General features: G+C 67.1%; 13 protein-coding genes. 5 read left to right on the top strand and 8 right to left on the bottom strand.

Annotation, left to right across the window (positions count from 1 at the left end; all coding sequences use genetic code 11):
- Positions 1-56: 56 nt before the first annotated feature.
- From NA2_RS18210 to NA2_RS18180, 7 genes are all read right to left on the bottom strand, one after another.
- Entirely contained in the window at positions 57-863 is an 807-nt protein-coding gene (locus tag NA2_RS18210; RefSeq protein WP_008598594.1) for a TrmH family RNA methyltransferase, read from the bottom strand.
- On the bottom strand, positions 860-1,627 hold the full coding sequence (locus NA2_RS18205) for a HugZ family pyridoxamine 5'-phosphate oxidase (protein WP_008598592.1): 768 nt from the start codon (positions 1,625-1,627) through the stop codon (positions 860-862). Before NA2_RS18205 ends, NA2_RS18210 begins: the two co-directional genes overlap by 4 nt.
- 7 nt (positions 1,628-1,634) lie before the next feature.
- Positions 1,635-2,798 carry a CaiB/BaiF CoA transferase family protein gene (locus NA2_RS18200; RefSeq protein WP_008598591.1) on the bottom strand — a complete coding sequence of 388 codons (1,164 nt, stop codon included), beginning with the start codon at positions 2,796-2,798 and terminating at the stop codon, positions 1,635-1,637.
- Between the two features lie 6 nt (positions 2,799-2,804).
- Positions 2,805-3,566 carry a 3-hydroxyacyl-CoA dehydrogenase gene (locus tag NA2_RS18195; RefSeq protein WP_008598589.1) on the bottom strand — a complete coding sequence of 254 codons (762 nt, stop codon included), beginning with the start codon at positions 3,564-3,566 and terminating at the stop codon, positions 2,805-2,807.
- A 224-nt stretch (positions 3,567-3,790) separates the two neighbouring features.
- Complete coding sequence (choV, locus tag NA2_RS18190) at positions 3,791-4,978, bottom strand: choline ABC transporter ATP-binding protein (RefSeq protein ID WP_008598588.1); 1,188 nt, start codon at positions 4,976-4,978, stop codon at positions 3,791-3,793.
- Positions 4,975-5,829 carry a choline ABC transporter permease subunit gene (choW, locus tag NA2_RS18185; RefSeq protein ID WP_008598587.1) on the bottom strand — a complete coding sequence of 285 codons (855 nt, stop codon included), beginning with the start codon at positions 5,827-5,829 and terminating at the stop codon, positions 4,975-4,977. Before choW ends, choV begins: the two co-directional genes overlap by 4 nt.
- A 317-nt stretch (positions 5,830-6,146) precedes the next feature.
- Entirely contained in the window at positions 6,147-7,094 is a 948-nt protein-coding gene (locus tag NA2_RS18180) for a choline ABC transporter substrate-binding protein (RefSeq protein ID WP_008598585.1), read from the bottom strand.
- Positions 7,095-7,331: 237 nt separating this feature from the next.
- Here NA2_RS18180 and NA2_RS18175 point away from each other — a divergent pair, with 237 nt between their 5' ends.
- The gene (locus tag NA2_RS18175) at positions 7,332-7,946 is read left to right on the top strand and encodes a thymidine kinase (RefSeq protein WP_008598584.1); all 615 of its coding nucleotides are present in this window, start codon (positions 7,332-7,334) and stop codon (positions 7,944-7,946) included.
- Positions 7,947-8,015: 69 nt separating this feature from the next.
- On the top strand, positions 8,016-8,429 hold the full coding sequence (locus NA2_RS18170) for a hypothetical protein (RefSeq protein WP_040678486.1): 414 nt from the start codon (positions 8,016-8,018) through the stop codon (positions 8,427-8,429).
- Between the two features lie 101 nt (positions 8,430-8,530).
- On the opposite strand, the gene NA2_RS18165 is transcribed toward NA2_RS18170, so the two are convergent.
- On the bottom strand, positions 8,531-9,541 hold the full coding sequence (locus tag NA2_RS18165; RefSeq protein WP_040678520.1) for a YeiH family protein: 1,011 nt from the start codon (positions 9,539-9,541) through the stop codon (positions 8,531-8,533).
- 114 nt (positions 9,542-9,655) lie between these two features.
- Between NA2_RS18165 and NA2_RS18160 the strand changes: the two genes are divergently transcribed.
- From NA2_RS18160 to NA2_RS18150, 3 genes are all read left to right on the top strand, one after another.
- Positions 9,656-10,588, top strand: coding sequence for a LysR substrate-binding domain-containing protein (locus NA2_RS18160; RefSeq protein WP_008598578.1), 933 nt, complete (start codon positions 9,656-9,658; stop codon positions 10,586-10,588).
- A gap of 19 nt (positions 10,589-10,607) precedes the next feature.
- The gene (locus NA2_RS18155) at positions 10,608-11,696 is read left to right on the top strand and encodes a hypothetical protein (RefSeq protein ID WP_008598577.1); all 1,089 of its coding nucleotides are present in this window, start codon (positions 10,608-10,610) and stop codon (positions 11,694-11,696) included.
- A 226-nt stretch (positions 11,697-11,922) separates the two neighbouring features.
- Positions 11,923-13,068: a hypothetical protein gene (locus NA2_RS18150; RefSeq protein ID WP_008598576.1), complete on the top strand. Its 1,146-nt coding sequence runs from the start codon at positions 11,923-11,925 to the stop codon at positions 13,066-13,068.
- Positions 13,069-13,308 lie beyond the last annotated feature (240 nt).

The following is a 13,308-nucleotide window of genomic DNA, read 5'->3' as shown; positions in this document are numbered from 1 at the left end:
TGAAACGTTGAACGAGCCTGACCACCGGCGTCGGGCCGCCGTGCTAGAACGGGCGCTCAGCGCCCGGCGCGCCACAGCCGGTGCAGCGCGATCGCCGAGGCGGCGGCCACGTTGAGGCTGTCGAAATCCTCGGTCATGGCGATGCGGGCGGTCGGCAGGCGCTCCATTACCGCTGCCGAAAGGCCGTGTCCCTCGCTTCCCAGAAGCAGCGCCTGCCGTTCGGCGGGGGCGATGTCGGCGACGTCGCGCGCGCCGCGCGGGCTGAGCGCCAGCAGCGAGAAGCCGCGTGCCTCCAGCGCTTCGGCCAGCGCGTCCGCGTCGTCAAAGCGGGCGAAGGGCACTTTGAGCGCGGCTCCGACCGAGACGCGGATCGCCTTGCGGTAGAGCGGGTCGCAGCAATCGCCGGTCATCAGCACCGCGTCCGCCCCGAAGGAGGCGGCGTTGCGGAAGATCGATCCCATATTGTCGTGATTGGCGATGCCCGAGAGGGCGACGACCAACGCGGAAGGGGGCAGGGCGTCGAGCAGGGCCGCGCCGTCCGTCTCCGGCTTCCTGCCGATGGCCAGCACGCCGCGATGCATCTCGAAGCCGGCGATGCGGTCCATCACCTCGGCGCCGGCGACATAGACCGGCACTTCCGCCGGGATGCGGTCGATTAATTCGCCCAGCCCGGCCACCCGGTTCTGCCGCAGGAAAACGCTTTCCGCCGCAAAACGGCTCGTCGAGAACAACACGTTCAGCACCACGCGCCCTTCGGCGACGAAGCGGCCCTGCCGTCCCACCAGGTCGCGCTCGCGGATGTCGCGATAGGCGGCTATGCGCGGGTCGTCGGGATCGTCGATCGCGATCAGCGTGCGGCTCATCCGGCAAGACCCGTGCGGGCTTCCTTGGCCATCGCCACGAGCGTGTGACGCATCGCGGCCGCGTCCTGCAGCGGCTCGGCAAAGAAGATGCGGCGCGTCTCGTCGCCGAGCGCCAGGTCGATGCCGTCGGGGTCGATGCCGGTCAGCTGCCATTTGCCGGCGGCGGCACGGGCGAAATGGCGCGCATAGTTCTCGACGGCATCTGCATGGTCGCTGTTCATATGGGCGACGGCGCCTGCCTCCGCCTCGGCCAGCGCGTCAAGCGCCGGGCTGTCGCTCAGGAGATCGCCGCGCGAGAGGCGGTAGGCGCGGGCGAAGCCGCCATTGAGCAGGGCGATGTCGGGTTCGAGGCGATAAAGCGCGAAATCAGGGAAGCCGATATAGAGCTTCGCCTTCGGGTGGCGCGCCAGATAGCGGCGCTCGGCGCGCTCCTGTTCCCTGCTGCCGCGTTCCAGCCTGCGGGCGACGGCCTTCAGCGACAGGCGCGGATGGGCGAGCGGATCGCCCTTTCCGGGCTCGCCGACGAGCAGTGAGCAGCGCGGCTCGGCCTGCAGGCCCTTGGTGTGGGCGGACAGGCCCGAGACGAGGATCAGCGGTGCGCCGTCCATGTCCGTCGCCGTGGCGACGCGCGTGGCGAAGGGCGCGCCATCCTCCGGGTCGAGCGTCGCCAGAGCGCCGAAGCGGCCGGCGCGCAAAAGGGTCCGGCCAAGCCGGACCGCCTCCGCATCGGTTTCCAGGAGAACGTCTTTCTTGTCTTCGCTCATGACCGCCTCAATCCGTTGAAGCGTCTCCATCGCCGATGACGCCCTCGGCTGCAAGCCTCTCCACCTCTTCCGGAGCGATCCCGAACCGGTTGAGCGCCGATGCGGGCCGGGCGGGCTGCGCGATCTCGCCCTGCGTCCGCGAGAAGCGCGGGGCGGGAGCCGGTCGGGTGAATCCGCCCTGCGTCGCATGGGCGTTTCGCGCACGATTGTGCGGATGCTCCGCCGCTTCCTTCAGCGTCAGCACCGGCGCGACGCAGGCGTCGGTTCCGGAAAATAGCGCCGCCCAGGCATCGCGCGGCTTTTCCGCGATCCTTGCGGCGATGGCGGCGCGCATCCGCGGCCAGCACGCCTCGTCATACTGCGCCGCGGCCAGCGCTTTGTCGAGCGGCAGCAGGCGGGCGAATTCGGCGAAGAACTGCGGTTCCAGGCAGGCGACAGCCAGATGGCCGCCATCGGCCGCCTCGTAGGTGTCGTAGAAGGGCGCGTCGCCGTCGAGCAGGTTCTCGCCGCGCGCCGCACGCCAGAAGCCGGTGGCGGCGAAGCCGAAGAAGGGCGCGGCCAGCATTGACGCGCCGTCGACCATCGCCGTATCCACCACCTGTCCCTTGCCCGATTGCGCCCGTTCGATGAGGGCGGCCAGCACGCCGGCGATCAGGAACATGGTACCGCCGCCATAATCGCCCACTAGGTTGAGCGGCGGCACGGGCCGCGCGTTCCTGCGGCCGATCATCGACAGGACGCCGGAATAGGCGAGATAGGTGAGATCGTGGCCGGCCCGGTCCGCCAGGGGTCCTTCCTGTCCGAAGCCGGTCATCCGGCCGTAGACGAGGCGGGGATTGCACGCCAGCGCCGCCTCGGGACCGGCGCCCAGCCGCTCCATCACGCCGGGGCGAAAGCCCTCGATCAGCACATCGGCGCCGCCGATCAGCGTCATCAGCAGGGCGCGGCCCTCGTCCCGCTTCAGGTCGAGCTTGAGGATCTCCCTTCCGTGCCGGTCGAGATCGTATTGCGGCGGCACCTTAAGGAAGGCGCGGGCGGCGTCTCGGCGCTCGATGCGCAGCACGTCGGCGCCCATTTCCGCCAGCATCAGCCCGGCGAGCGGCACCGGGCCGAGCCCGGCCATCTCGATGACGGCGAGGCCGGAGAGCGGCCCCTTGCGTGGCCCGCCCACGGGATCCTAGCGCGGCGCCATGCGGATCGCGCCGTCGAGGCGGATCGTCTCGCCGTTCAGCATCTGGTTCTCGACGATGTGGCAGGCGAGCGACGCATATTCGGACGGTTCGCCGAGCCTTGGCGGGAAGGGCACCTGCTGGCCGAGCGAGGCCTGCGCGTCTTCCGGCAGGCCGGCCATCATCGGCGTCTTGAAGATGCCCGGCGCGATGGTGCAGACGCGGATGCCGGCGCGTGACAGGTCGCGGGCGATCGGCAGCGTCATGCCGACGATACCGCCCTTGGAGGAGGAATAGGCCGCCTGGCCGATCTGCCCGTCGAAGGCGGCGACGGAGGCCGTGTTGACGATGACGCCGCGCTCGCCGCCGTCGAGCGGGTCAAGCTCCTGCGCCTGCGTTGCGAACAGGCGGATCATGTTGAAGGAGCCGATCAGGTTGATCTCGATCACCTTGCGGTAGAGGTCGAGCGGGTGCGGGCCGTCCTTGCCGACCGTTTTCACGGCGATCGCGATGCCGGCGCAGTTGACGAGGATGCGCGGGTCCCCGAGCCTGCTCTTCAACGTCTCGATGGCGTTCTCGCCGTCCCCGGCGCTGGTCACGTCGCATTTGACGGCGATGCCGCCGAGATCGGCCGCCACCTTCTCCGCCCGTTCCATGCCGACATCGGCAATGGCGATCTTCGCGCCTTTGGCGGCCAGCGCCCGCGCGGTGGCCTCGCCCAGCCCCGAGCCGCCGCCCGTGACGATCGCGACATTGCCGGATGGATTCATGAATTCGCCTCCCTGGACATCGATGACGGCACAGTAGCGGGGGACGCGGCGCGAGGGAAGGCGGGGTGGGGAACTGGCCCCTCACCCTTACCCTCTCCCCGCTTGCGGGGAGAGGGAGACCTTGACGTTGGCTGGTGCATGTCGACGTTGCGGTCATCTCCCTTCTCCCTGCGGGCGGGGAGAAGGTGCCGGCAGGCGGATGAGGGGCGGGCGCTGCCTCCCGTCTACCGCCGGATCACCGCCCGCAGCACGTCGCGGATGCCGATCGCGCCGACGAAGCGCGAGGCCTCGTCGAACAGGGCCACCGGCGCCGTCTGCGACTGGTGCATGGCCTGCATCACCGTCTTCAGCGGCGTGCCGGCGGTCGCCCAGTACACCTTGGGTCGGTCCTCCGGCAGCTTTTCCATGTTGTCGCAGGATACCCAGATCGCCGGCGCGCCGTTGCGCTCGGCATCGACCACCAGCATGTTCGCGTCGAGCTTGAAGCGGGTCGTCCTGCGGCGGTCGAGCCACATCCAGCCCTCGCCGGCATTTTCCAGGTCGCGCACGTCGCGCATGACGTTCCAGGCGGTCAGCACCGAGAGCGGATTCACATTGGCGATGAAGTCGCGGACGTAATCGTTCTCGGGCCGCAGCACGATGTCCTCCGGCGCCCCCGTCTGGACGATGCGCCCGCCCTCCATGATCGAGATGCGGTTGCCGATCTTCAGCGCTTCCTCCAGGTCGTGGCTGACGAACAGGATCGTCTTCTTCAGCCGCTCCTGCAGTTCCAGGAGCTCGTCCTGCAGCTTGGTGCGGATCAGCGGGTCGAGCGCCGAGAACGGCTCGTCCATCAGGAGGATCGGCGCCTGCGTCGCGAAGGCGCGGGCGAGGCCGACGCGCTGCTGCATGCCGCCGGAGAGCTCGTGCGCGTATTTGTCGGCCCAGTCGGAGAGATGCACCAGTTCGAGCTGCGCCATGACGCGCGCGCGCCGTTCCTTCGCCGGCATGCCGGCAAGCTCCAGGCCGAAGCCGACATTCTCGGCCACGGTGCGCCACGGCAGGAGCGCGAACTGCTGGAACACCATTGCCACGCATTCGCGGCGGATCTTCCTCAGCTCCGCCTCCGAGCAGGTCACGACATTCGCCTGCCAGTCGCCGTCATGGACGGTGACGTCGCCCCGCGCCACCGTGTTGAGGCGGTTGACGGCGCGCAGCAGGGTCGACTTGCCGGAGCCGGACAGGCCCATCAGCACGGAAATCTCGCCGCGCTCGACCGTCAGATCGCAGCCGGCGCAGCCGAGCACCGCGCCGGTCTCGGCGAGGATGTCGGCACGGCTCGCGCCGGCATCGACCAGCGGCAGGGCGGCCGCTTTCTGCCGGTCGTCTCCGAACAGGATGTCGACCTTCTGGAATTCAACTGCCGTTGTCATCGGTCGCTCCCCCGTTCGATGCGGGCGATGCGATCGAGGATGATGGCCAGCACGACGATGGCGAGGCCCGCCTCCAGCCCAAGCGGTATGTTGACCGAGTTGAGCGCCCGCACCACCGGCTTGCCCAGCCCGTCGGCGCCGATCAGCGCGGCGATCACCACCATCGACAGCGATAGCATGATGCACTGGGTGAGGCCCGCCATGATCGAGGGCAGGGCCGCCGGCAGCTCCACCTTCCACAGCAATTGCCGCTTCGTCGCGCCGAAGGCCTGCCCGGCCTCCAGCATCGGCTGCGGCACGGAGGTGATGCCGAGATAGGTGAGGCGGATGGGGGCGGGGGCGGCGAAAATGACCGTGACGATCAGGCCCGGCGCCGCGCCGAGGCCGAACAGGATCAGCACCGGGATCAGATAGACGAAGGTCGGCAGCGTCTGCATCAGGTCGAGGATCGGCCGCAGGAACTGGTAGACGCGCCTGTTGTGCGCCGCCCAGATGCCGACCGGGACGCCGATGGCCATGGAGGCGGCGGCGGCGGCGACCACCAGCACGAGCGTCTCGACGGTTTCCTTCCAGAGCCCCTGGTTGATGATGAAGGCGAGGCCGAGCGCCACGCCGAGCGCCAGCTTCCAGGAGCGCTGAAGCGCATAGGCGAGCACCGCCACGATCAGCACCAGCAGGAAGGGCGGGATCGCCAGCAGCAGGTCGACGAGACTGTCGAGAATGCCGGCCAGAAACCGCGCGAGCGTGTCGAACAGCCAGGCGAAATTGGTGGTCAGGAAGTCGAAGAAGTCGCGTCCCCATCGGCCGATGGGGATTTTCCGGTCAGCGATCCATTCGGAGAGCGGGTCCATGGGCGGGAGCGGTTCCTTTCAGGGTGTTCCTTCGTACGGGTGCAGGTTGCTGCTCAAACCGTCCCGCAGATGACGGGGCGATGCTCCGTGGCTTTCGGGCTGCCCCCACTCCGTCTCGGCCTTTGGCCGAGCCACCTCTCCCCCACATGCGTGAGGGAGAGGAAGAGGCGAAAACCTTCCGTCTGGCGTTTCCTCTCCCCCGTCGGGCGGGGGAGAGGTGGATCGGGGCGAAGCCCCGAGACGGAGTGGGGGAGGCTGCGCGTCCAGGAGCGGTCGTCCCGTCGCCGGCATGGCGGCGGGCGCCCGCATGACGATGATCACATCTCCAGATGCGCCTTCACGGCATCGAGGCCGGGTTCCCCGGCAAGCGTCGTCACGCCGTCGAGCCAGGGCGTGATGGCGTCGGGATTGGCCTTCAGCCACTCCGTCGCGGCCTTCTCCGGCTCGGCCCCGTCATCCAGGATCTTGCCCATGATCTCGTTTTCCATCTGCAGCGAGAAGACCATGTTCTTCAAGAGCTTGCCGAGGTTCGGGCAATCTGTGGAAAGGCCGGCGCGGGTGTTGGTGTGGACGGTGGCGCCACCGAAATTGGGGCCGAACACGTCATCGCCGCCCTCGAGATAGGCCATCTCGATATTGGCGTTCATCGGGTGCGGCTCCCAGCCGAGGAAGACGACGTCCTGCTTCGATCCGGCGGCGCGGCGCACCTGCGAGAGCATGCCGGCCTCGGAGCTTTCGACCAGCTCGAAATCCTTCAGGCCGAACGTGTCGCCCTCGATCATGTCGAGGATCAGGCGGTTGCCGTCATTGCCTGGCTCGATGCCGTAGATCTTGCCGTCAAGCTTGTCTGCGAACTTGGCGATGTCGGCAAAGCTCTTCAGGCCGGCATCATAAGTGTATTTCGGCACGGCGAGCGTGTATTTCGCGCCTTCCAGATTGGTCACCAGCGTCTCGACGGTGCCGTCCTCGCGATAGGGCGCGATGTCGGCCTCCATGGTCGGCATCCAGTTGCCGAGGAAGACGTCGATGTCCTTGTTCTTCATCGAGGCATAGGTGACGGGCACGGAAAGCACCTGCGTCTCGGGCGCGTAGCCCAGCCCTTCGAGCAGGACGGTGGCGGTGGCGGTGGTCGCGGTGATGTCGGTCCAGCCGACGTCGGAGAAGGTGACGGACTTGCAGGCTTCGGGGTCCGCGGCAAGGGCCGTTCCGGTGCCGAGACTGGCGGCAAGTCCAAGGACGATGCTTGCCTGAAGGCGCGATAACATGGCTGCTCTCCTCTGTGATTCCCTGATTCTTTTGCGGCGAAGGACGGGCCTTAACCGGTTTTTCCTTGTTTCTCAAAGGCAACCACCATTTCGGGCAAGCCGCAAGCCAAAAGGGTGGTCCGTCTGCGGCGCATGCCGGGCGGTTTGCGACGCGCAATCCCGTGGATGACGCGCCGCCGGGCGTTTCCTCGACCTGCCATGTGTTGTTTATGGGAGGCGAGGACATGGGCGCGGACGATGGCGAAACTCTACTTCCACTATGCGACGATGAATGCGGGCAAGACGACCATGCTCCTGCAGGCGTCGTACAATTACCGCGAGCGCGGCATGACCACGATGCTGTTCGTCGCCGGCCACTATCGCAAGGAAGAGGTGGGCTACATTTCCTCGCGCATCGGGCTGGAGGCCGACGCCGAGATGTTCCGCGACGGCGACGATCTCTATGCCCGCATCGCCGAGCACCACGCCCACACCACCGTCCATTGCGTGTTCGTCGACGAGGCGCAGTTCCTGACGGAAGATCAGGTCTGGCAGCTCGCCCGCGTCGCCGACAGGCTCGGCATCCCGGTCATGTGCTACGGGCTGCGCACCGATTTCCAGGGCAATCTCTTCTCCGGCTCTCAGGCGCTGCTGGCGCTCGCCGACGAATTGCGCGAGGTGCGCACGATCTGCCGCTGCGGCCGCAAGGCGACCATGGTCGTGCGTCTCGGACCGGACGGCAAGGTGGCGAAGAAGGGCGAGCAGGTGGCCATCGGCAAGGACGTCTACGTGTCGCTCTGCCGCCGCCACTGGGAGGAAGAGATGGGCCGCTGGCGCGCCGAGGATCTTGTCGGCTTCGCGGGTCCGCGATGAAGGCGTGAAAAAGCCTCAATCGGACGCTTCAAGAGTTGCATTGCTCGTTTAATGCATTCTTGGGTTGCCATGCTCGACGGTGAAAGCACATTCTTGAACGCCGACCTTGTTCTATGTTCCGACGAGGATATCGCCGGGTTTTCGGGCGGCTTGGTCGAGCAGGGTTTCCTCCTGCTCTTCAATGGACCCTGGGAAGGTGGTCCCGGGGCCTATCGCAGCGTGCTGGAACTCGATCACCCCGCCGACGACGCGCATTTCGTTCCGGTCATCGAAAACATGCTTGCAGTGCTTGAAGCTCTCTCGGGAGATCGACGACGTCTGTGGGACGGGCTTGTGGCGCGCGAACTCGATCTCGGGTTTGAAGCGGGCGGCGCCACGCCTGACCGGAGCTGGCGGCTGCCGCAGGCCCTTGTCGCGCGCATCGCGGCCGCGGGGCTGGATCTCACCGTGACCATCTACACCCGTTCATCGGATGCGCCGTAGAGCGTTTCGCCGTCAGGTGGGAGCATCTGATGTCCGCACAAACGCGGAAAAATCAGGGGATAGGCTCATTCCACCCAACAGTGAAACACTGAATGCCGGGATCAGACCAGGCCGAGAAGCCGGATCAACGCATAGCTGACTGCGCCGAGAAAGCCGAGTGAAAGGAGCGCGGCCGCGACGACCCGGCTGCCGCTCTTCATCACGGCCCTGATGTCGACCGTCAGGCCGAGCGCCGCCATGGCGACGATGGTCAGGAGACCCGCCGCGTGGTCCATCGCCGGCAGGACCGCGGCGGGGATCGCGTCCAGCGAGCGCAGCCCCATCATCGCCAGGAAGCCGAGGATGAACCAGGGCACCATCTGCGCGAAGGAGGGGTGGCTACCCGAGCGCCGTCCGTAGACGAGGCCGAGCAGGAAGATGACCGGGCCGAGCATCAGGACGCGGACCAGCTTGACCAGCGTGCCGACCTGGATGCCCACCGCGCCGGCCGGGGCGGCGGCGGCCAGCACCTGCGGCACCGCATAGACGGTCAGGCCGGCGAAGACGCCGGACTGCACCGCGCTCATGCCGAACAGCGCATAGAGCACCGGCAGCAGCAGGACGGCCAGGATGCTGAGGAATGCCGTGAACGACAGGGACGCGGCCACGTCGCGGGATTCGGCGTGGATGACCGGGGCGGCTGCGGCGATCGCCGAATTGCCGCAGATGGAGTTGCCGCAGGCGACCAGCGTCGCCAGGCGCGGCGACAGGCCGAGCGCCCGGCCGATGGCGTAGCCGGCGGCGAGCGACACGCAGACGACGCCGACGATGCCGCCGACGAGGCCCAGCCCCGCTTCGCCGAGCGCGGCGACGCTGATCGATGCGCCGAGCAGCACGATCGCCACCTCGAGCACCGTCCGGGCGCAGAAGTCGATGCCGGCGCCGAACGCCGGGTGCCGGCGGGCCAGCGCGCTGAACGCCGCGCCGAGGAGGATCGCCAGCACCAGCCCCTCGACCCAGACCTCGCCCAGCCAGGCGCGCTCCGCCCAGGCGCCGGCAAGCGCCAGCGCCGCGACGCCGGCGGACAGAAGGATGCCGGGAAGGAGGGCAAGGGGGGAGCGAAGCGTCTGCATGTCGAGGTCCATTGGGTAACGATCCCTCGTCGCATGCAGGTTCATCGACTTCTATCGAATAATATGGCATGAATTGTTCTGTTTGATCGAATGATTGCCGCCGGCGGGTGAACCATGACCTTCGAGCAGTTGCAGATTTTCGTCGCCGTCGCCGAGCGCGAGCACCTGACCCAGGCGGCGGCGGTGGTCGGGCGCACGCCGTCCGCCGTCAGCTCCGCCATCAAGGCGCTCGAGACCTATTACGGGGTGGAATTGTTCCACCGTGTCGGCCGGCGCATCGAATTGACCCGCGTCGGCAACGTGTTCCTCGCCGAGGCGCGGGCGACGCTGGCGCGGGTGCGCTCGGCCGAGACCATGCTGTCGGAACTCGGTGGTCTCCGGCGCGGCGCGCTCGCCATCCATGCCAGCCAGACCATCGCCAGCTACTGGCTGCCGCCGGTGCTGATGCGCTTCCACGAGCGCTACCCCGGCATCACGCTCAACCTGACCGTCGGCAACACGCGCCAGGTGGCCGAGGCGATGGTCGAGGGCACCGCCGAGGTCGGTCTCGTCGAGGGGGCGGTGTCGGAGCCGGCGCTGTCGGTCAGAACCGTCGATCGCGACGTGCTGGCGGTGGTCGTCGCCCCCGGCCATCCCTGGGCGGACGGAAGGCGGCTCGATCCGGAGGCGCTGGCGGCGGAGAGCGCGTGGATCATGCGCGAGGAGGGGTCGGGCACGCGCACCGCCTTCGAGAGCGCGCTTCTCAACATGGGCGTCGATCCGCAGACGCTCAATGTCGTCCTGTCCTTCCCGTCCAACGAGGCGGTCCTTTCGGCGGTGCGCTCCGGCCCCTGTGCGGCTGCGGTCTCGATGGCGGCGGCCGGCCCGCTCGTCGAACGCGGCGTGCTCCATGTGGCGGGCGTCGATCTCGGCGCGCGCGCCTTCAGCCTGCTGCGCCACCGGGAGCGGCGGCAGAGCGCGGCCGGCACGGCGCTCGAGGATTTGTGCCTTGAGGCCGGTAACGTCTTTCAATCGTCAGCCGCGCCACATATATTTCCGCGACCCTGACACTCCGGAGCGTACTCAGATGGCCACGTTGCAGAATTTCGACAGAGAGATCGCCAGGACGCGCGAGGTGGTCGATGACATGCGCTCGAAGATCGAGCAGTCGGGAACCGTTCTCGACAAGCTTGCGCGCACCGACGAGAAGATCGGCCAGGCCGAGTTCGACATCGAGAACGCCCGCATCTCCGACGTGCTTTCGCAGCAGAAGGTGATGGAGACCAACATCGCCGACCTGATCATCGGCCTCGAGGACGCGACCAACGTCTTCGGCTCCGAGTTCGAGAGCATGAAGTCCTATACGGGCTGGGAAAAGTTCATCGGCATCTTTTCCAAGCAGCGCATGCAGCGGATGCGCACCGAGCGCGTGCGCAACATGTCGCTCGCCGGCAATCTGCAGGAGCTTCTGTCGAAGTCCGACACCATCACCGGCATCCTGAAGGACCAGAAGCAGGTGCTGGAGGAGCGCTACAAGACCTCCGAGACGAGCCTCGCCAAGGTCATCGAGCGGCGCAAGACGACGATGGAGACACTGGAGGCGACCCAGAAGCGCATCGAGGAACTGAACCCGATGCTGCTCGACATCGAGAACCGCATCGCCGCCTCGACCAACCAGAAGGAGCGGGCGAAGCTCGAGGGCGAGCGCTCGAAGCTCGCCACGGACTACAACGAGGCGCAGGCCAAGGAGCAGGAGCTGCTCGCCGAGAGCCAGACGCTGGAGCGCTACACCTCGATGTTCCAGACCTTCGTCGATTCCTTGAACAACCAGATCGCGGCGCAATCGACGCTGATCAACAAGCTGACCATCGACACCGAGCAGCGCATCGTTCTCTACAAGGCGCTCGAGGATTCCTTGAAGACGGCGGCCCAGCAGGACGTCGCCCACCGCATCAACACGCTGGGTTCCAAGGTGGACAACACCGCCGAAGAGACCATGGCCGGCATCGGCGCGGCCGCCCAGCGCCACATCGGCGACCTGCTCGAACTGCACGAGAAGAACATGGTGACGACCGCCGACATCCAGCGCCGCAAGAAGCTCGCCGACGACGCCTTCGCCCGGCGCTTCGAGGACGTGATGAAGAAGCACGACGCGGCGAATTACGTCCGGGCGTGATGGTGTGGACAGCGTTTGAAAGGTCGGCGGACGTCACGCCCCCCTCTGTCCTGCCGGACATCTCCCCCACAAGGGGGGAGATTGGGCGGTGGAGGCAGCTGAAGCCAATCACCGGTGACGGCCTGGTAGCGCTGCGTTGTCGCAAGCCAATCTCCCCCCTTGTGGGGGAGATGCCCGGCAGGGCAGAGGGGGGTACAATGCCTTGCCTTGCCAGGACATGCGCGTCATGAACGCCGCTCCTGACGCCGCCGCGCGCTATTTCGACGCCATCGCCGCCGCGCTGGAAGGGCTCGGCGTCTATTTCGGCGACCGGACCGCGTCGCCCTTCCAGAACCACGGCGTGGTGGCAGAGGTGGTCGCGCCCTATATCGGCCGCCTCGAGCGTTCTTTCGCCTGCTGGCAGAACCGGCTCGGCTTCATGGAGAAGTTCCGCATCCAGCGGGCCGAAAGCGGTTATCCTGTGTTCCAGAGCGTGCTTGAACTGGAAAACGACAAGCGCCAGGCCGAACAGCGGCTGGCCGGCATTTCCGCGCCGGACGAGCTGCGCGCGGAGATGGTCGATTTCATCCTCCGCCACCGCGCCTTCCCGGCCGAGCTGCAGCGCTCCATGGCCGAGCGCCTCTATCTGGAGGAGGTGAAGGACGGCACGGTCTTCTCGCCCTTCATCCTGCCGGAAACGGTGCGCGTCTCGGTCAACCCGAAGACCGGTCGGCCCTATTATCTCGTCCACTGGGGCGCGTTCGACGGGTCGTCCAGCCTGCCGATGGTCTATATGGCGGCGGTCGAGGATTCCTCGCCGAAGATGATCGACACGCTGGTGGCGGACGGCAGGCTCAACGAGCGGGTGGAGATCGGCCTGCCGGTCGGCGGCCTGCTCAACCCGGAACTGGCGCACCGCTTCGACGAGTTCGCTGAGAAGAACTCGGCCTATTCCCTCTCTCCGGCCACCATCGCGGGCAATCTCGACAAGGACTTTGAGCATCTGCATCCCAAGCAGCTGCGCCGCGTCGTGCTCGGCCCGTTCTACACCGCCGGCATCACCGAGAACAATTCGGCGGTCTCCGAGGTGCTGTCGAAGGTGCGGCGGCAGGACAATGCTTGGCTCATCACCTGGACGGTGCAGGAGGTCTATTCCAAGACCGAGCGTCCGGCGCGCAAGGGCCTGTGGTCCAGCCAGCCGGCGCGCGAGGAATTCCACATCGACACGGACGATCTCGACGCCGCCCGCATGGGCGTCAGCGCCTTTGAGCAGCACGCTCTGGTGCCGCACGAGGCCTATCAGGCGCTCTACGCCGCTGGCGAGGCGCAGAAGATCTTTGAAGGCTACGACGTGCATGTGATCTCGGGCGGCAAGGTGATCACGGATGTGTAAGGTTTTCGCGCATGCGGTCATCGACTGCGGGCACAGAGCCGGTGTCGCCGTTGAAGGAAACACACCAGCATCAAGGCCACCTTCTCCCCGCTTGCGGGGAGAAGGTGAGGATGAGGGGCGGGCGCCAAGGGTAACAAGCGAACCAGCCGTGGAAGCAATCCCGCTCATGTCGCCGCACGCCCCTCATCCGCCTGCCGGCACCTTCTCCCCGCTTGCGGGGAGAAGGGAGGTTGCTGCAAG

This window comes from Nitratireductor pacificus pht-3B (assembly GCF_000300335.1).
GTDB classification, from domain to species: Bacteria; Pseudomonadota; Alphaproteobacteria; order Rhizobiales; family Rhizobiaceae; genus Nitratireductor; species Nitratireductor pacificus.
The sequence above is the reverse complement of the archived record's forward strand: the minus strand, read 5'-3'. Positions and strand labels throughout refer to the sequence as shown.

Coding starts and splice junctions, on each gene's coding strand:
- NA2_RS18210 (WP_008598594.1), bottom strand. CDS start 863: ATGAGCCGCACGCTGATCGCGATCGACGATCCCGACGACCCGCGCATA.
- NA2_RS18205 (WP_008598592.1), bottom strand. CDS start 1,627: ATGAGCGAAGACAAGAAAGACGTTCTCCTGGAAACCGATGCGGAGGCG.
- NA2_RS18195 (WP_008598589.1), bottom strand. CDS start 3,566: ATGAATCCATCCGGCAATGTCGCGATCGTCACGGGCGGCGGCTCGGGG.
- choV (WP_008598588.1), bottom strand. CDS start 4,978: ATGACAACGGCAGTTGAATTCCAGAAGGTCGACATCCTGTTCGGAGAC.
- choW (WP_008598587.1), bottom strand. CDS start 5,829: ATGGACCCGCTCTCCGAATGGATCGCTGACCGGAAAATCCCCATCGGC.
- NA2_RS18180 (WP_008598585.1), bottom strand. CDS start 7,094: ATGTTATCGCGCCTTCAGGCAAGCATCGTCCTTGGACTTGCCGCCAGT.
- NA2_RS18175 (WP_008598584.1), top strand. CDS start 7,332: ATGGCGAAACTCTACTTCCACTATGCGACGATGAATGCGGGCAAGACG.
- NA2_RS18170 (WP_040678486.1), top strand. CDS start 8,016: ATGCTCGACGGTGAAAGCACATTCTTGAACGCCGACCTTGTTCTATGT.
- NA2_RS18165 (WP_040678520.1), bottom strand. CDS start 9,541: ATGCAGACGCTTCGCTCCCCCCTTGCCCTCCTTCCCGGCATCCTTCTG.
- NA2_RS18160 (WP_008598578.1), top strand. CDS start 9,656: ATGACCTTCGAGCAGTTGCAGATTTTCGTCGCCGTCGCCGAGCGCGAG.
- NA2_RS18155 (WP_008598577.1), top strand. CDS start 10,608: ATGGCCACGTTGCAGAATTTCGACAGAGAGATCGCCAGGACGCGCGAG.
- NA2_RS18150 (WP_008598576.1), top strand. CDS start 11,923: ATGAACGCCGCTCCTGACGCCGCCGCGCGCTATTTCGACGCCATCGCC.